The 16,922-nt window shown below is 64.1% G+C and carries 16 protein-coding genes; 9 read left to right on the plus strand and 7 right to left on the minus strand.

Translation table 11 applies throughout. From position 1 onward, the window contains the following. Positions 1-147: 147 nt before the first annotated feature. On the minus strand, positions 148-690 hold the full coding sequence (locus tag J2R76_RS01285; RefSeq protein ID WP_253623679.1) for a histidine phosphatase family protein: 543 nt from the start codon (positions 688-690) through the stop codon (positions 148-150). Positions 691-785: 95 nt separating this feature from the next. On the opposite strand from J2R76_RS01285, the gene J2R76_RS01290 reads away from it, so the two are divergent. From J2R76_RS01290 to ltrA, 6 genes are all read left to right on the plus strand, one after another. After that, complete coding sequence (locus J2R76_RS01290; RefSeq protein WP_253623680.1) at positions 786-2,282, plus strand: FAD-binding oxidoreductase; 1,497 nt, start codon at positions 786-788, stop codon at positions 2,280-2,282. Positions 2,283-2,358: 76 nt separating this feature from the next. After that, on the plus strand, positions 2,359-2,859 hold the full coding sequence (msrB, locus tag J2R76_RS01295) for a peptide-methionine (R)-S-oxide reductase MsrB (protein WP_141340720.1): 501 nt from the start codon (positions 2,359-2,361) through the stop codon (positions 2,857-2,859). A gap of 183 nt (positions 2,860-3,042) precedes the next feature. Then, on the plus strand, positions 3,043-4,875 hold the full coding sequence (locus J2R76_RS01300; protein ID WP_141340721.1) for a flagellar hook-basal body complex protein: 1,833 nt from the start codon (positions 3,043-3,045) through the stop codon (positions 4,873-4,875). 46 nt (positions 4,876-4,921) lie between these two features. Next, complete coding sequence (gene flgK, locus J2R76_RS01305) at positions 4,922-6,799, plus strand: flagellar hook-associated protein FlgK (protein WP_168855002.1); 1,878 nt, start codon at positions 4,922-4,924, stop codon at positions 6,797-6,799. Between the two features lie 7 nt (positions 6,800-6,806). Further along, positions 6,807-8,690, plus strand: a complete 1,884-nt coding sequence (locus J2R76_RS01310; RefSeq protein ID WP_076825681.1) for a flagellar protein — start codon at positions 6,807-6,809, stop codon at positions 8,688-8,690. A gap of 1,171 nt (positions 8,691-9,861) precedes the next feature. Continuing rightward, positions 9,862-11,211, plus strand: a complete 1,350-nt coding sequence (gene ltrA, locus J2R76_RS01315; protein ID WP_069280038.1) for a group II intron reverse transcriptase/maturase — start codon at positions 9,862-9,864, stop codon at positions 11,209-11,211. Between the two features lie 199 nt (positions 11,212-11,410). Here the strand turns inward: ltrA and flbT are convergent, their stop codons facing one another. Continuing rightward, entirely contained in the window at positions 11,411-11,842 is a 432-nt protein-coding gene (gene flbT, locus J2R76_RS01320) for a flagellar biosynthesis repressor FlbT (protein WP_028337700.1), read from the minus strand. A 227-nt stretch (positions 11,843-12,069) separates the two neighbouring features. Continuing rightward, positions 12,070-12,222, minus strand: a complete 153-nt coding sequence (locus tag J2R76_RS01325; RefSeq protein WP_159109478.1) for a hypothetical protein — start codon at positions 12,220-12,222, stop codon at positions 12,070-12,072. Here J2R76_RS01325 and J2R76_RS01330 point away from each other — a divergent pair. The 3 genes from J2R76_RS01330 (at position 12,209) to J2R76_RS01340 (ending at position 14,345) form a co-directional block, all read left to right on the plus strand. Beyond that, on the plus strand, positions 12,209-13,378 hold the full coding sequence (locus J2R76_RS01330) for a flagellin (protein ID WP_253623681.1): 1,170 nt from the start codon (positions 12,209-12,211) through the stop codon (positions 13,376-13,378). The genes J2R76_RS01325 and J2R76_RS01330 overlap by 14 nt on opposite strands. 207 nt (positions 13,379-13,585) lie before the next feature. Then, positions 13,586-13,951 (plus strand): flagellar biosynthesis regulator FlaF, encoded by a 366-nt coding sequence (gene flaF, locus J2R76_RS01335; protein WP_016846762.1) that lies wholly within the window; start codon positions 13,586-13,588, stop codon positions 13,949-13,951. 28 nt (positions 13,952-13,979) lie between these two features. Beyond that, a complete protein-coding gene (locus tag J2R76_RS01340; RefSeq protein WP_016846761.1) occupies positions 13,980-14,345 on the plus strand; it encodes a hypothetical protein in 366 nt (121 codons plus the stop codon). Positions 14,346-14,363: 18 nt separating this feature from the next. Here J2R76_RS01340 and J2R76_RS01345 read toward each other — a convergent pair whose 3' ends face one another. From J2R76_RS01345 to J2R76_RS01360, 4 genes are all read right to left on the minus strand, one after another. Continuing rightward, complete coding sequence (locus tag J2R76_RS01345) at positions 14,364-14,750, minus strand: hypothetical protein (protein ID WP_076825676.1); 387 nt, start codon at positions 14,748-14,750, stop codon at positions 14,364-14,366. Between the two features lie 160 nt (positions 14,751-14,910). After that, complete coding sequence (locus J2R76_RS01350; protein WP_253623682.1) at positions 14,911-15,414, minus strand: hypothetical protein; 504 nt, start codon at positions 15,412-15,414, stop codon at positions 14,911-14,913. Positions 15,415-15,433: 19 nt separating this feature from the next. Further along, positions 15,434-15,790 (minus strand): flagellar assembly peptidoglycan hydrolase FlgJ, encoded by a 357-nt coding sequence (gene flgJ, locus J2R76_RS01355; RefSeq protein ID WP_028337696.1) that lies wholly within the window; start codon positions 15,788-15,790, stop codon positions 15,434-15,436. Beyond that, positions 15,790-16,914 carry a flagellar basal body P-ring protein FlgI gene (locus J2R76_RS01360; RefSeq protein WP_038385504.1) on the minus strand — a complete coding sequence of 375 codons (1,125 nt, stop codon included), beginning with the start codon at positions 16,912-16,914 and terminating at the stop codon, positions 15,790-15,792. The genes flgJ and J2R76_RS01360 overlap by 1 nt, the downstream gene beginning before the upstream one ends. Positions 16,915-16,922: the final 8 nt, after the last annotated feature.

Here is a 16,922-nt window from a genome sequence, read left to right on the forward strand (position 1 = left end):
CTGTCCGCGATTGGTCTGGAGCCGTTTGGTCCCTGTGCCGGGACGCGCGCCTTCTTTTTCTTGAAGTCGGTCTGGTATCGACGCGAACCGGTCCCCCTGTCGCGCAGAGGTCAATATAGCATGGCGGCGCGGCGCTGTCCGCTTGCGTCAGCTGCGCGAGGCCTGCTTCAACAGTTTAGGGCTGACGAATAGGACGAGCTTGCCGCGCCGGAACGAGACGTCGTTCCAGTCGTCGGTCGCGAAGTCGAAGACGGCGAGCCCCGAGGTCGGCAGATTGTCGCCGAGCGCGCGCTTTGCGGCCTCGTCGCCGCTGCCGGTCAAGGTCAGCGCGAGCTCGTGCATGCCGGGGTTATGGCCGATCAGCATCAGCCGCTTCGGATCGGTGACCGAAGCCATCCGGATCGCGGTCAGCAATTGCGCCGGATCGGCGCCGTAGAGGTCCGGCACGAATTCGACTTTCGCCGCAGACCCGGCGCCCTTCAGCACCTCGCGCACGATCTCCCAGGTCTGCCTGGTGCGGACAGCCGGCGAGACCAGCGCCAGATTGGGCAGGGGTGGATGACGGGCGATCCAGCTGCCGATCTCCGCTGCGTCGCGGTGGCCGCGCTCGTCGAGACGGCGGTCTTGGTCGTGCCCCGAAGGCGCGTCGTGTTCGGTTTTGGCGTGACGCAGCAGCAGCAAACGGCGCATGGACTTCCATTCTCGATTCGGTCAGGTCGAATTAATTCTACAGGCTCATGCCCTGGACAAGGTGACAAGCGCCGCAGCGGTCCGTAAGAAACGCCATGAGCGAGAGTTCCACAAGTGCGGCGGACGGCCCCGATCAGGCGGCCTCGCCGTTCCGCGACCGTCTGGCGTTCGACCTCGACGTCGACATTTGCGTGGTCGGGGCCGGGCTGGCCGGCCTGACCGTGGCGCGTGAGGCGGCGCGGCTCGGTGCGAGCGTTGCGGTGCTCGAGGGCCGCCAGATCGGCTGGAACGCCTCCGGTCATCATCTCGGTACCGTGATGCCGGGATTCGGCCTGCCGATATCAGATGTGATCGAGCGCGTCGGCCTCGACGATGCCCGCGAACTGTGGGCGCTGTCGAAGGAGGGCGCCGACTATGTCCGCGCCACCGCTACCGAAGATTTGATCCCGGGCATCAAGCCGAGCGACGGCGCGCTGGAAGTCTCCAATGTCGATGTCGGCGAGGCGCTGATCGGCCGTCTGCAGACGCTCGGCGAGGATTTCGCGACCGAGGTCGAGGGCTGGCAGGTCGATCGCGTGCGCAGCGTGCTCAGGACCGGCCGCTATTTCCACGGCATCTATTATCCGAAGGCGTTCCAGATCGATGGCCGCAAATATGTGCACGGCCTCGCCGCGCTGGCGATGCGGGCAGGCGTGCGGATCTTCGAGGAGACGCCGGTCGTCAGCATCGATTTTTCGGGCATCCGCAAGCGCATCGTGACGCCGACGGCGCGGTTGCGGGCCAACCATATTGTCCTCGCCGGCAATATCCATCTCGGTGCGCCGTTGAAGCGGCTGTCCGATACGCTGCTGCCGGTGTGGCGCTACGCGGCGTTGACCGAGCCGCTCGGGGAGCGGCTGGCGGAGTCCATCGCCTTTCCCGGCTCGGTCGTCGACAGCGACGGCATCGACCATTTCCGTGTCGTCGATGGCGATCGGCTGTTGTGGGCCAGCCCCGAAACCACCTGGAACGCACGGCCGGAGCGCCTCGGCGCCGCAGTGCAGCGTCGCGTCGCCACGGTGTTTCCGCAACTCGGCAAGGTTCCGGTCGCGGAGATGTTCGGCGGCGCGGTCGGCGTCACCGTGCACGGCATGCCGCAGATCGGCCAGTTGCGCCGGGGCCTGTGGGTGGCGAGCGGCTTCGGCCGGCAGGGACTCAACACCTCGGCGCTCGCCGGGCAGCTGATCGCGCGCAGCATCCTGTGGGGCGACGACCGCTGGCGGCTGTTTTCGCCGTTCGAGCTGGTCTGGGCCGGCGGTACCACCGGCCGCGTCGCCGGTCATTTCGTCAGCCTGTGGGCGAGGGGGGCCTCGTCCGTGGCAGGTGTTCTGGCGCGCTACCGCGAGGGTGCACGTGCGAAGGAACGCCTGCGCGAGGCGCGGCTCGCCGAGGCCAATCTCAGGGCGGGAACCCGGGGACCCGCACTCCGCCGTCCACCCCCGTCGGCTGTGCGGCCGGCGCATCCGCCCGCGCCCAGGCAGATCGAGGACGGCGAGGCGGCGTATCCGGATGCCTCGCAAGAAAGTGAGCGGATCTCCGACGGGCGGATGTAACGTCCGCCGGCGGGATTCGTATCTGTTGACGAACCTCGGGGCACGCCCCCTGAGCCGTCCGCACCGGAGATGATTGATGATCGATCGCCGCATCCTGCTTGCTTCCGTCGCCGGCCTGTTCGGCTTCGCCGCCTTCCGCTGGCTGCGCGCCTCGCCGGCGCAGGCCGCCGAGAAATTCGAGATCGAGAAGACCGACGCCGAATGGCGCGCCCAGCTGACGCCGCAGCAATACGAGATCCTGCGCAACCAGGGCACCGAGCGGCCGGGATCGAGCCCGCTGCTCAAGGAGCACCGCAAGGGCACCTTCGCCTGCGCCGGCTGCGACCTGCCGCTGTTCTCGTCCGAGACCAAGTATGAGAGCGGCACCGGCTGGCCGAGCTTCTGGAAGCCGCTGGACAATGCGGTCGGCACGACGTCGGACCGCACCTTCGGCATGGTGCGCACCGAGGTGCATTGCCGCCGCTGCGGCGGCCATCTCGGCCACGTCTTCGACGACGGCCCGAAACCGACCGGGCTGCGCTACTGCATGGACGGTTTCGCGCTGGTGTTTCACCCGGCGGCGCCATCGGCGACCTGACATTCCTTCCCGGCAATTGTTGCCGCTCCCGGCAAATGTGCCCCGGTCGAACGACCGGGGCATTTTTTTCAAGCGGATGATTTTGTTACGTTTTGTTTCGTGGCACGACCTTTGCGACATGCTCCGCCGATGCGGCCATTCCTGTGATTGCCAGCCGCCGGGAATCGAATTGGAGAACATGTCATGGGTATCTTCGGCGCTCTCACGACGGCTGTCGGTGGCTTGCGCGCAGGGTCGTACGCGCTCGAAAACATCTCCGGCAACATCGCCAACTCGCAGACCACCGCCTTCAAGCGCATCGATACCTCGTTCCTCGACCTCGTCCCGCAGACCGCGCTGACCGCGCAACTTGCCGGCGGCGTCACCGCGCAGTCCCGTTCGACCAACTCGGTGCAGGGCGACGTCCAGTCGGCATCGGTCGCGACCTTCATGGCGATCAACGGCAACGGTTTCTTCGCGGTGCAGAAGCCCGGCAGCTTCACCGACGGTGCCCCGGTGTTCGATGGTGTCGACCGCTACACCCGCCGCGGCGATTTCCAGCTCAACAAGGACGGCTATCTCGTCAACGGCGCCGGCTACTATCTCGAGGGCGTGCCGATCGACCCGACCACCGGCAACCCGGCGGGCTCATCGCCGCAGGTGCTGCAATTCAAGAACGACTTCCTGCCGGCGCAGCAGACCACCAAGATCGACTATCGCGCCAACCTCGCGTCCTATCCCTTGACCACCGCGCACGACACTTCGGTTCCCGGTTCCGAGCTGATCCGGCCGGGCGCGTTCAGCAGTGGAAACAATCCGTTGGTGCTGGGCACGCCGGCTGCGCCGTATACCGATTCCGCGATCACCGGCACCGCGCAAAACAACAAGGCGACGCCGTCGGTGGCCATTACCGCCGCGACCCTGCTTTCGGGCGCAGCCGGCACCGATTCGATCAATACCAACTTCAGCGCCGGCTCTGCGGGCCCGCCCGTCGTGCCCGCCGACACGATCACGGTCAACGGCACCGTCATCACCTTTGTGGCGTCGGGGGCGACCGGCAACCAGCTCAACGTCACCGATAGCATCGGAACGCTGCTCGCGAAGATCGACGCGATTACCGGTACCACGACGCCATCGACGATCAGCGGCGGCAAGATCACCCTGCACTCCGGCAAATTGGCCGATCTCAACGTGACGAGCTCGAACGCGACCGCCTTTGCGGCGCTCGGCTTCACCGGGTCGGCGGTTGCGGTTCGCGGCGGCGGCGGCACGGTCGGCACCGGCCAGGTTGTCGGCAACGACAACTCGACCTTCCTGAACGAATCCGTCTCGGGCGGCGCCGTCACGGCCTACGACGTGTCGGGCGCGCCGGTGAACCTGCAATTCCGCTGGGCCAAGACCGACAGCTCCTCGCTGGGCAGCGGACATACCGACACCTGGAACCTGTTCTATCAGGTCAATCCCAATGCGACCGGCACGCAGGTCTCCTGGCAGAACGTCAACGTCAACTTCACCTTCGCCTCGAACGGCCAGATGTCGCCGGCGATCTCCTCGGTGGCGCTCACCAATGCCGTCGTCAACGGCGTGTCGCTCGGCAGCCCCGTGATCAATTTCGGCTCCGGTGGCGTGACCCAGTTCGCCGACGCTAACGGCAACGTTCAGGTGAACCAGATCCAGCAGGACGGTTTCCCCGCCGGCCAGCTGCAGTCGGTCAGCGTCTCGACCAACGGCCGCATCGTCGGCAACTACACCAACGGCCGCAACATCGACCTCGCCGAAATCTCGGTGGCGACCTTCAACGGCACCAACTTCCTCAAGCGCATCGACGGCGGTGCGTTCGAGGCAACCGACGAGTCCGGCGCGGCGCTGTTCGGCAAGGCCGGCACCATCGTCGGCTCCTCGCTCGAGAGCTCGAACACCGATATCGCCGACGAATTCACCAAGCTGATCGTGACCCAGCAGGCCTATTCGGCGAACACCAAGGTGATCACCACAACCAATTCGATGGTGCAGGATCTCCTGAACGTGGTGCGCTGATCGCATCGTTGCTGCACGTGTGAAGAAGTAAAGGCGAGTACACATCATGGGTTTGAGCCAAGCCCTTTCCACCGCGATGTCGGGCCTGCGCGCCACGCAGGCCTCGCTCTCGCTCGTGTCGTCGAACGTCGCCAACGCGGAGACGCCCGGCTACGTCAGGAAGACGCTCAACCAGGTCACCGGCACCACCGGCCAGTACGGATCGAGCGTCCTCATCACCGGCGTCAACCGCCAGCTCGACGAATTCCTGCAGACCCAGCTTCGCACCGAGACGTCGGGCGCGGCCTATGCCGACGTCCGCTCGGATTTTCTGGCCAATTTGCAGGGCGTGTACGGCAATCCCGACTCCACCGGCACGATCGAGGACGCCTACAACAAGTTCCTGACCGCGCTGCAGGGGCTGTCGACCAGCCCGGAATCGCAGTCGGCCCGCATCGGCGTGATCAATGCCGCGCAATCGATGGCGCAGCAGCTCAACGCGACCTCGCAGGGAATCCAGACGCTGCGCGCCAACGCCGAGGCCGGCATCAGCGACTCCATCAACAGCGCCAACAATGCGTTGCAGCAGATTGCCCGCCTCAATGTCCAGCTGGCGGCCAATGGCGGCACGACCGATGCCTCGACCGCGGCATTGCTCGATCAGCGCGACCGCTACGTCACGCAGCTCTCGCAGCTGATGGACATCCGCACCGTCACCAACAGCCAGAACCAGGTGAGCGTGTTCACCAATTCCGGCGTGCAGCTGGTCGGCACCGAGGCCGCGACGCTCAGCTTCAACGCCCAGGGCACGATGACGCCCAACACGTTGTACAATACCGACCCGACCAAGAGCACGGTCGGCACCATCACCATCACGTTCCCGCATGGCGGCACCTATGACATGGTGTCGACCAACTCGATTCGCTCCGGCAAGATCGCCGCCTATCTCGAGTTGCGCGACAACACGCTGGCGCAGGCCCAGACACAGATCGATCAGTTCGCGGCCGCGATGTCGAGCGCGTTGTCGGACAAGACGACCGCGGGCACCGCGGCGACGGCGGGGGCGCAGTCCGGCTTCGACCTCGACCTCTCGGGGCTGCAGAACGGCAACACCATCCACGTCTCCTACAAGGACAACACCACTGGCCTCACGCATAATCTGTCGATCATTCGCGTCGACGATCCGAACGTGCTGCCGCTGAGCAATACCGCGACCGTCGATCCGAACGACGAGGTGCTGGGCATCGATTTCTCGGGCGGCATGAGCTCGGTGCTGTCGCAGCTCAACGGCGCACTCGGCGGAACCGGCCTGCAATTCTCCAATCCGTCCGGGTCGACGCTGCGCGTGCTCGACGACGGCGCCGTCAACAAGGCCGATGTGACCGCGGCGTCGGTCACGTCGACGGTTTCGTCGCTGACCTCGGGCGATCCGCACCTTCCACTGTTCACCGACAATGGCGGACTCTATACCGGCGCGATCACCGCGAACGGCTCGCAGACCACCGGCCTTGCCGCGCGCATCAGCGTCAACACCGGCCTGATCGGCGATCCCTCGCGCATGGTGGTGTACTCGACCAATCCGCAGACGCCGGCCGGCGACACCACGCGCGCCAACCTCGTTCTGAACCAGCTGTCGAACGCCTCGTACAGCTATTCGCCGCAGACCGGCCTTGGCACGTCAGGCGCGCCGTTCACCGGCACGCTGCTCAATTTTGCCAAGCAGTTCATCAGCCAGCAGGGCGAGTCGGCGACCGCCGCCAAGCAACTGGCTGACGGCCAGGACGTCGTGCTGAACACGCTGCAGACCAAGATGGACTCGACCTCCGGCGTCAACATGGACGAGGAGATGGCGCATCTGCTTTCGCTGCAGAACGCCTATTCCGCCAATGCGCGCGTGATGTCGTCGATCAAGCAGATGTACGACGCGCTGCTGCAGCTCACGTGAGGGTAACATGTCGATCGACGGCGTAAGCGGCAGAACTTCCTATATCGGCACCACGATCCTCAACCTGCGGAATCAGCTCAATGACCTGACCACGCAGCTTGCGACCGGCAAGGTATCGACGACCTATGCGGGGCAGGGGCTCGATCGCGGTTTCGCGCTCAGCCTGCGCACGCAGATCAGCGGCATCAACGCATTCTCCGATACCGCCACCAACCTCAACACGCGCCTGAGTGTCGCGAACCTCACCCTGCAGGGCCTGTCCGACGTCGGGACCCAGGTGAAGAACGCCGCGACGACGGCGACGCTGACGCTCAACGACAGCGGCCAGACCTCGGGCCAGATCACGGCGCAGGCGGCCTTCGCCAACGCGGTCGCGATGCTGAACAGCCAGTCGGGCGACCGCTATCTATTCTCCGGTCGCGCGATGGATACGCCGGCCACGGTGTCCGCCGATACCATGCTCAAGGGCACGGCAACCCAGGCCGGCCTGACGCAGCTCATCAATGAGCGCAAGCAGGCCGATCAGGGCGCCGGCATGATGGGACGCCTGAGCGTCTCGTCGCCGCCGGCGACCACGACGGTCACGAGTATCGCCGAGGACGGCTCGCCGTTCGGCCTGAAGCTCTTGTCGGTGCAGTCGTCGTTGACGGGGGGCGCGACGGTGACGCAGCCGACCGGCACGCCGAAGACCGCGTCGGTCGATCTCGGCGCCGTCAATCCGAAGGACGGCGACAAGATCAAGTTCAACTTCACGCTGCCCGACGGCACCACCGAAGCGATCGAACTCACGGCGACCACGACGAACCCGCCGCCCGCCGGTTCGTTCCTGATCGGCACCGACACCGCGGCGACGACGGCCAACCTGCAATCGACGCTGACCTCGTCGATCAAGACGTTGAGCGACACGTCGCTGGTCGCGGCGTCCGCGGTCGCAGCGTCGAACAATTTCTTCAATCCGGTCGCGACCGTCTCGGGCGCCGCGGTCAACAACCAGAACACGCCGCCGGCGCCGATCAGCGGCGCCACGGCGCTTTCGGGGGCGACGGGCACCGACTCGCTGTCGACGAGCTTTGCCGCCGGCGATACCATCACGGTGAACGGCACGCCGATCACCTTCGTGGCCTCGGGCGCCACTGGCAACCAGGTCAACGTCACCGACAGCGTGCAGACGCTGATGGCCAAGATCGACCAGATCAGCGGCACCAAGAACCCGTCGACCATCAACAACGGCGCGATCACCCTGCACGGCGCCGACGGCGAGAGCCTGTCGATCTCGAGCTCCAATACCGCCGCACTCGGCGCACTCGGCATCGCCAGCAACACCACCGCAGCGCCGGCGCCGCTCAGGGTAGGGGGACCGCCGTTCGACACCGCCACCAACCTGGTCGCGGGCACGCCCGGCAACACCGTCTACTGGTACACCGGCGAGAACGGCCCGGGGTCGGCGCGCGGCACCGCGGTCGCGCAGGTCGATCAGTCGATCACCGTGCAGTATGGCGCGCGCGCCAACGAGCAGGCCTTCCGCTATTTGCTGCAGAACGTCGCGGTGTATGCAGCCGTCACCACCAATGCCAGCAACCCGAATGCGAGCGCGCAGGTGACGGCGCTCGCGCAGCGCGTCAGCGGCAACCTCGCCCCGCAAAACGGTCAGCAGCAGATCCAGGACGTGCAGGCCGAATTCGCCGGTGCCCAGACCGCGACCAAGGCGGCCACCGATCGGCAGACCCAGCTGAAGGGGATGGCGGAAACGATGCTCGACTCGGTCGAGGGCGTCAATCAGGACGAGGTCGCGACCAAGATCCTGGCGCTGCAAACCAGCTTGCAGGCGTCGTACCAGACCACGTCGATGCTGTATCAGACGACGCTGCTGAAATATCTGCCGATCAGCTGATCACGCGCCCCTGAACTCCAGCCAGCAAAAAGGCCTCCGCGCGGAGGCCTTTTTCGTGTGTGCCGAGCATGACCGGCAGCTTGGAGGTGGAAGTCCTCTATCCAGCCTGATGACGGTGAAGGATTAGCGAAGCGCAAGGGCGTCATCGCGAGGTGGGGTCTGAAGGAAGCGTGGAGCAAAGCCGCGGCCCGATGGACAAAAACCGGATAACGAGGCCTACCCGGCCGGACGAGCGAGCACGTGATCGCGAAGTCCACGGTCATCAAGGGCCGGGGTGGTAAATCCGGCGGGCGTGCGGCGAAGGCGGTCGATCTTACCTCGGGAGATCTGCGCTGCGTCTCGGCAACGAGACTGAGGTCGTCGTAAGGCGATCTGACCGCAGTGCAGAAGTCAGCAGAGGGCATAGTAGGCGGAACGAGTTTCGCCGAAGGCCTGAACGCTGGAAGTGACGAGTAGATGCAGCGATATCGCATCGGCCATGCGACTGAATTCCGGGCAACTGGCCTCGGAACGGCGGGAAGGGGTGAAACCCTGACTGACGCTGATCAGAGGAGTCGAAGCTGGCGCGACGATTGCTGACACCCAAACTACGGCGGCAACAGAACAACTCTTGCCGCTTAATCCAGCGAACCGCCGTATACGGACCCGTATGTACGGTGGTGTGGGAGTTGCGCCTTGCAAGCGCGTTGAAGTCTGCCGTCTGAGATGACGGCCGCGGCAAAGCCTAGCGAGCAGCCGCGAACCGAGTCTTGCGTGGCGTCCGGTAACGGCCGTTGCGAAGCGTAGACAGGGAGGTTGTAGGCCGGAATGAAGTGAACGGGAAAATAGCCCCGAAATCGAACGTGATCGGAGTAGCCGACCCTGTCTCTCAAAGGGGAAGGCGGAACCGCAGGCCGCGACAACGCGAGCGGTCAGAGGTGCTCCCGGGGTTCGTACCGCCAGCATGCAATCAAAGGAAGCAGCGTGAACAAGGGAGATCCATCCGGTTCAAGCGCAAGCTTGTAAGACCTGCCAAGCCGCTGAGGTGAGAAGGGTCTGACGACCGGGTGGAAGTCAGACTGACCGATAGTACTCCGAGGACGGGAGAGCCGGCCACATGGGGAAGCGGTCAGCGGTAGTTGAATTGTTCTTGGGCGACATGGGCTCCATTCAACGGGAGTTACGGCCTTCTATGCAAAGAGAAGATCAGCTGACCATGGAAACGAAACTTGAACAAATAGCAGTGAAAGCTCGGCGCGAGACAAATCTTCGCTTCACCTCGTTGGCCCATCACATCACGCGCGACCGAGTGCAAAAGAATCTATTACAGATTCCGAAGCGCTCCGCCGCCGGGGTGGACGGACAGACGGTGGAGGCGGCGAAGGAGAGCTTCGAGGACTGGATAGGGCCAATGCTCCAATCCATCCATCGCCAGGGATATCGGGCGCCGAACATTCGGCGGGTCTATATCCCCAAGCCCGGTAAGACGGAGAAGCGCCCCCTCGGGGTTCCAACTGTCGCCGACCGGGCGCTCCAGCGCAGCACGGCTGAGGTGCTGGCCGCTATTTACGAGCAGGACTTCTTACCCTGCTCGTTCGGCGGCAGGCCGAAGCTCAGCGCCCATCATGCCTTGGCGACCCTCAATGAGGTGATCGCCGGCGGCATGATCAGCTGGGTGTTGGAGGCGGATTTGAAGAACTTCTTCGGGAGTCTCGATCATGATCGGGTCCTCCGGTTTGTCGAACATCGAGTCGGTGATCCGCGCCTGATCAGCTTGATCCGGCGCTGGTTGAAAGCGGGCATCCTGGAAGACGGAGCGGTGCACCCGAGCGAACAAGGAACGCCACAAGGCGGATCGATCAGTGTGCTTTTGAGCAACCTCTACCTTCATTACGTTCTCGACCTCTGGTTCGAACGCGTGGTGAAGGGTCGGTTGCGGGGCGAAGCCCGACTGGTGCGCTATATCGACGACTTTGTGATCTGCTTCCAATATCGATCGGACGCCACCCGCGTACAGGAGGCCTTGCGTCTTCGGTTGGGGAAGTTCGGCCTCACTCTAGAGCCGACCAAGACCAAGTTGGTCGAGTTTGGTCGGTTCGCGCAAAGACATGCGGGCAAACGCGGCAGAAACCGCCCGGAAACAATCTACTTTCTGGGGCTGACGCTCTATTGCACGCGAAACCAAAAAGGCAACTTCAAGGTTGGGATGCGCACCGAGAAATCTCGGCTAAAGCGCAGCCTTATGTCTCTGCAGGAGCTGATGCGGCAAATACGGCATTACAAGATCAGTGACCAGGCCGATGAAATCAACCTCGTCCTGCGCGGCCACTATGGCTATTACGGCGTCGCCGGAAATCTCCGGAGCCTCGTAAAAGTCTATCGGGCCGTGGAGCGTTACTGGCGCGGAATGCTGCGCAGCCGCAGCTGGGCAGGCCGACGCCTCACTTGGGACGCCTTCAACCAAATCAAAGAACGGACACCGTTGCTGAAGCCTAAGCTGCGCCTCCCTTATCGGGAGCTGCAAGCGCTTGCAGTGCTGTGAACCAACTGTCGAAGAGCGTCGGTGCGGGAAATCCGCACGCCACGTTCTGTGGGAACCGGGGGCGGGCGACCGCCTCCGGTGACCCGGTGGGAGGGGCTGCGAGGCTCCCCCCTATCCCGATTCAGGCGAGTGGGGCTAGAGCGTTTTCAAGCGACGTGGACGCCGGTTCGCGCGAAGAAACGCGTCAAAACAAGAAGCTCTACGCGCTCTTGCGTGTGTCGTCCCGTTCGGCGTTCTGCTGGTCGCGCGCGGTTTCCAGCAGCTTCTCTTCGTGTGCGATCAGCTTCTTGGATTCCTTCAGCGCGTGATAGAGGTCGCCGTTGAGGATGAAGTTGTTGACGCTTTCGATGAAGGGCCACGCGCTCGGCATCGCGGTGATGATGTCGCGCACCAGACTGAAATAGGTCGGGTGGTGCGCCATCGGGTCCGGCGACAGATACATCAGCTGCACGGCGAGATAGATCAGCTTCGCGGGCGTATCCGCGGTCTCGGGCGTCAGGATATCCTTCTCGCGCAGGATCGGGATGCGGTCGCCGTCGATCAGCAGGCGGGCGCGCTGGTCGGTGTTGGTGATCACGCAATTGCCGACGATGATGCGTTCGTTCGGTTTGAGTTCGACCTTCAGGGCCATGACCGTTCTCCTTTGCCTGCAGTCGCGCGATGTCTTCGCTGGCGGAGCGAAGTGGTTCGGCACTGCTTAGCAGCCGCCGTTGCGGGCAGGGGCCGATGCGACAGCGATCCTTTCCCATGATGGTTAATGCTTGGTGAACGAGGGGCGGGCGCTAGCGTCGTTATCTAGCCGGAATTGTCAGTCGTCTCAGTAGTTTTCGGGGCGAACCTCGCCCAATGGCGATAATTTTATTCTTCGGCCTTTGTCTCAAATACCGTGCCGGAGATTTCTTTTTCCTTCGCGGCCAGACCGCAGGATCGGCCATCCGCCCGATCAGAAAGGATTGGAGCGGCTTTTTCCTCAGTTTCACACCAGAAAGGTATGAAAATGTCCGATATCATTCTCTCCTCCTCCGTTCGCCAGAACCTCCTCTCCCTCCAGTCCACCGCCGATCTGCTCTCCACGACGCAGAACCGCCTTGCCACCGGCAAGAAGGTCAACACGGCGCTCGACAACCCGACCAACTTCTTCACCGCGCAATCGCTCGACAACCGCGCCAGCGACATCAACAACCTGCTCGATGGCATCGGCAACGGCGTGCAGGTGCTGCAGGCCGCCAACACCGGCATCACCTCGCTGCAGAAGCTGGTCGATACCGCGAAGTCGATCGCCAACCAGGTGCTGCAGAGCCCGACCGGCTACACCACCAGGTCGCAGGTCACCTCGACCGCGGCGCTCGGCGGCACGTCTGCCAACCTCGTCGACGGCACCACGATCAAGAGCGGTGACGTGCTGACGATCGCGGCTTCGGCCGGCCAACCCGCCTTCAGCTTCACCTTCGGGGCCAGCACGTCGCTGGCGCAGCTGAACACGTCGCTGGCGGCCAGCAACCTGACGGCGAGCCTCGACAGCTCCAACAAGCTTGTCATCACCACGACCAATGACGCGGCGTCCTCGACGATCGGTGCGGTGACCTTCACCAACACCGGCGGCGGCACCGCGACGTTCAGCGCGGCCGGCACGGCCCCGGTCGCCGACCAGGCCTCGCAGTCGGCGCGTGCCGCTCTGGTGACGCAGTACAACAACACCATCGCGCAGATCACGACCACGGCGCAGGACGCCTCGTTCAACGGCATCAACCTGTTGAACGGCGACAGCCTGAAGCTGACCTTCAACGAGACCGGCAAGTCGACGCTCAGCATCACCGGCGTCACCTTCAATGCCAGCGGCCTCGGACTGAAGGCGCTGACCGCCGGCACCGACTTCCTCGACAACAACTCGGCGAACAGCGTCATCTCGTCGCTGAGCTCGGCGAGCTCCGCGTTGCGCAGCGAAGCCTCGACGCTGGGTTCGAACCTGTCGATCGTGCAGATCCGTCAGGACTTCTCGAAGAACCTGATCAACGTGCTGCAGACCGGTTCGTCCAACCTGACGCTGGCCGACACCAACGAGGAAGCGGCCAACAGCCAGGCGCTGTCGACCCGCCAGTCGATCGCGGTCTCCGCGCTGGCGCTCGCCAACCAGAGCCAGCAGAGCGTGCTGCAGCTGCTCCGCTAAACGCGCCGGCAAGTGCTTCGAGAACGGCGGGGGAAACCCCGCCGTTTTCTTTTGTCTCCGGGATATTACGGTGTCTGTCCATGCCGTCAGAACGACGCATTTCGTAACGCCTGCTAACCATATTTAAAGGCGCCGGATGCATAAATATCGGGCGCTAGAATTGCGTCTTCGCGGCTCGAGAAATCCGCATCCCATCGAGGTCATTGAATGTCGAATGCAGCCCAGGCCTACGCTCGTACCTCCACGACGACGGCGTCCCCACGTGAAATCGAAGCGCAGGCGCTGTTGAAGGCCGCGCGGCAGCTGCAGGAAGTCCAGACGAACTGGAATGGTCCCGACAAGGCGCTCGATCACGCGTTGCTGTTCAACCGCCGGCTGTGGTCGATCTTTCTCAGCGCCGCACAGGGCGACGACAATCCGCAGCCGCTCGAGATTCGCCAGAACATCGCCAATATCGGCGTGTTCGTGATGAAGCAGACCGTCGACATCCAGATGAATCCGGATCCGGCGAAACTGAAGTCGCTGATCGATATCAACTGCAATATCGCCGCCGGCCTCTCGGGTCGCGGCTGATCGATCGATTCCTGACGGAGCCCTCGGCATGGCCGACGTGTTGAGCATCCTGTCGGCCAACTACAAGGCCGCCGGCCTGACGGTCCCGTCGAAGACGCCCTATGTGGCCGTCGATCCGAACCTCTATGAGGGCAGCTGGAGCGGCAAGTACGCCAACAACAAGTCGTTCAACATCTCGGTGTCGAACGTCGACGGCTTTCGCGCCAAGGTCCACTACCAGAGCGACGGCACCAGCAAGTATCAGGACGTGCTGATCAAGGATGGCGGGTTCCGGATCGGCGATACCAAGTTCGCGCTGGTGCAGCAGGGGACGGCGTTGATCGCCAATGTCGTCACCGATCCGGCTACTGGAGCGACCTATCTCGACAAGGCCTACGCCACGCAGAAGACCTGAGCGGTCCTTGCTCCGCGCCTAGGCGCGACGATCGGTGGCGCGCACCCGCGTCGGCGCGTCCTTGCTGAGATCGAGCGCGTGGAAATAGGCGCGGCGGCGCAATACGGCTTCTTCCGGAAACTGCCTCACCACCAAATTCGTGCGATTGTCGACCACCTGATAGACCACGGCGCGCGCGTCGCGGTCGATGATGACCTGGTCGCTGACCGACGGAGCCTGATTTGAAATCGATGCGTTGACGGCGTCGGGATCGATGGTGACGCGCACGCTCGGCTCCGGAGCGGTGACGCTCTGGCTCGCCGGCAGTTCAGTCTTGACCGCCTTCTGCGCCGTATCGCTCGTGGGAGAGACCATCGGCGCCGCGACCGGTGCCCCCACCGGCTTGATGTTGAAATCTGTACTCATGGCAGCCTCGTAGTGCACAGGCACTAGTTTGCTTGAGTCAAATCCCAACCCCTCACGGTCCGCAACTCTACGGGGAACCTCTCAACAGGCTGTTAGAAAACACGCTGAATGCCGCGCTGCCGGGGCGGCGTCGAATTGAGCTAAATTGTAGGCGTAGGCGTCAGAGTGTGCGGCTGATCGCGATCGGCGTCATGTTGCGGGGGCCCGGCGTGGCGCGCTGTCCGCTTGCGGTATAGGTGTTCGGAATGTTGCGGCGCTGCACCTCGGCATTGACGCCGCGCACGATGCCTTCGGAGACGGCGTGCGCCGTTGCAAGCACGGTCAAATTGACCTGCAGCATGGCGCGGAACGTCTCGTGATGACGGCGCAGTGTCGCGAGCAACTCGGGATCGGTCTGCGACAGCATCTTCTGCATCGATTTCAGATGCTCCACCGCGAGCATGTAGCGCCGCGACAGCTCGGACTTCTGCGGCTCGAGCCGCATGCTCTCGCGGATCTTGCCGGCGCGGACGAACTCGGTCTCCTGCTCGATCACGGCAAGCAGGCCGCTCATCACCTCGGTCAGCTCGTTGGCGAGACGCGCGACGTCCGGCGGCGTCGACGTCGCGGACCGCGCGGCGGAGGCGGATGCTACTGGCCGCGGCTGCTGTGGACGCTGGTTCATCGCGCTGCTCCTTGAAACCCTAGCTCTTGTTCGCCTGCTGCAGGATCAGCGAGCGGAACACTTCGTTGGAAATGCCGACGCCGCCGGCCTTGGCGAAATTCTTCGAGTATTCGTCGGTCAGCATCGACCGCCACGCGCCGGTGCCGACGGTGTCGCCGTACGGGCCATCGCCCTTCAGGCCGGTCGTCATCTGCGAGAACATCGAATTCAGGAACATCGATTCGAAATCGGTCGCGGTCGCCTTCGCCTTGGCGGCCTGCTGCGGCGTCACCTTCTTCAGCGCGTCCTGCAGCACGGGATCGGGGCGGCCGTTGAACATCGGCATCAACGCCTTGTTCGGCATGCTGCCGGTGGTGCTGTTGATCAGGCTCGCCATCACATCACCTCGATGTCGGCTTCGATCGCGCCGGCGGCCTTGATCGCCTGCAGGATGCTGATGAGGTCGCGCGGTCCGATGCCGAGGCCATTGAGGCCGTCGACCAGCTGCTGCAGCGAGACGCCGTCCTTGACCACTGCGAACTTCTTGCCGTCCTCGCTGACGCCGACGCTGGTGCGCGGCGTCACGACTGTCCGGCCGCGCGACAGCGGATTGGGCTGGCTGACCTGCGGACTCTCGGAGATCGAGACGGTGAGATTGCCCTGCGCGACCGCGACGGTGGCGACGCGAACGTCGCGGCCCATCACGATGATGCCGGAGCGCTCGTCGATCACGATCTTGGCCACCAGATCGGGATCGACCTGCAGCTGCTCGATCTCGGTCAGGAAGGCGACGACGTTGCCCTTGAACTCCGTCGGGATCGCAAGCTGCACCGTGGAGGGATCGATCGGCTCGGCGGTCTTGACGCCGAGATAGTCATTGACCGCAGCGGCGATCCGCTTGGCGGTGGTGAAGTCGGCGTTGCGCAGCGCGAGGCGCACATTGGGCAGGCGGTTGAGCGCGAATTCGATTTCGCGCTCGATGATGGCGCCGTTGGCGATCCGGCCGACGGTCGGCACGCCGCGCACGACGCTGGCGGCGGCACCTTCGGCCGCGAAGCCGGCGACCGCCACCGATCCCTGCGCCACCGCATAGACATTGCCGTCGGCGCCGAGCAGGGGGGTGACGAGCAGGGTGCCGCCCTGCAGGTTCTTGGCATCGCCGAGCGCCGAGACGGTGACGTCCATGCGCGTGCCCTGGGTGCCGAACGCCGGCAGATTGCCGGTCACCATCACGGCGGCGACGTTGCCGGTGCGGATGGTGGCGCCGCGGATGTTGACGCCCATGCGCTCGAGCATCGCCTGCAGCGATTGCTTGGTGAAGGGGATGTTGTTGAGCGTATCGCCGGTGCCGTTGAGGCCGACCACGAGGCCGTAGCCGATCAGCTGGTTCTGGCGCACGCCCTCGATATTGGCGAGATCCTTGATCCGCGACGTCGCGGCCGCCGGCATGACGGAAGCCGCCAGCGCCAGCAGCGCGGCGCAGGCCACTCCGAACAGATTTGCGATGCGGATGCCGGGCATCCCGATGC

Source organism: Bradyrhizobium sp. USDA 4532 (genome assembly GCF_024171315.1).
In the GTDB taxonomy this organism is placed as follows: domain Bacteria; phylum Pseudomonadota; class Alphaproteobacteria; order Rhizobiales; family Xanthobacteraceae; genus Bradyrhizobium; species Bradyrhizobium australafricanum.

Excerpts from the sequence above, each read along its gene's own strand:
- J2R76_RS01285 (WP_253623679.1), bottom strand. The coding sequence starts at position 690 with ATGCGCCGTTTGCTGCTGCTGCGTCACGCCAAAACCGAACACGACGCG.
- J2R76_RS01290 (WP_253623680.1), top strand. The coding sequence starts at position 786 with ATGAGCGAGAGTTCCACAAGTGCGGCGGACGGCCCCGATCAGGCGGCC.
- msrB (WP_141340720.1), top strand. The coding sequence starts at position 2,359 with ATGATCGATCGCCGCATCCTGCTTGCTTCCGTCGCCGGCCTGTTCGGC.
- J2R76_RS01300 (WP_141340721.1), top strand. The coding sequence starts at position 3,043 with ATGGGTATCTTCGGCGCTCTCACGACGGCTGTCGGTGGCTTGCGCGCA.
- flgK (WP_168855002.1), top strand. The coding sequence starts at position 4,922 with ATGGGTTTGAGCCAAGCCCTTTCCACCGCGATGTCGGGCCTGCGCGCC.
- J2R76_RS01310 (WP_076825681.1), top strand. The coding sequence starts at position 6,807 with ATGTCGATCGACGGCGTAAGCGGCAGAACTTCCTATATCGGCACCACG.
- ltrA (WP_069280038.1), top strand. The coding sequence starts at position 9,862 with ATGCAAAGAGAAGATCAGCTGACCATGGAAACGAAACTTGAACAAATA.
- flbT (WP_028337700.1), bottom strand. The coding sequence starts at position 11,842 with ATGGCCCTGAAGGTCGAACTCAAACCGAACGAACGCATCATCGTCGGC.
- J2R76_RS01330 (WP_253623681.1), top strand. The coding sequence starts at position 12,209 with ATGTCCGATATCATTCTCTCCTCCTCCGTTCGCCAGAACCTCCTCTCC.
- J2R76_RS01325 (WP_159109478.1), bottom strand. The coding sequence starts at position 12,222 with ATGATATCGGACATTTTCATACCTTTCTGGTGTGAAACTGAGGAAAAA.
- flaF (WP_016846762.1), top strand. The coding sequence starts at position 13,586 with ATGTCGAATGCAGCCCAGGCCTACGCTCGTACCTCCACGACGACGGCG.
- J2R76_RS01340 (WP_016846761.1), top strand. The coding sequence starts at position 13,980 with ATGGCCGACGTGTTGAGCATCCTGTCGGCCAACTACAAGGCCGCCGGC.
- J2R76_RS01345 (WP_076825676.1), bottom strand. The coding sequence starts at position 14,750 with ATGAGTACAGATTTCAACATCAAGCCGGTGGGGGCACCGGTCGCGGCG.
- J2R76_RS01350 (WP_253623682.1), bottom strand. The coding sequence starts at position 15,414 with ATGAACCAGCGTCCACAGCAGCCGCGGCCAGTAGCATCCGCCTCCGCC.
- flgJ (WP_028337696.1), bottom strand. The coding sequence starts at position 15,790 with ATGGCGAGCCTGATCAACAGCACCACCGGCAGCATGCCGAACAAGGCG.
- J2R76_RS01360 (WP_038385504.1), bottom strand. The coding sequence starts at position 16,914 with ATGCCCGGCATCCGCATCGCAAATCTGTTCGGAGTGGCCTGCGCCGCG.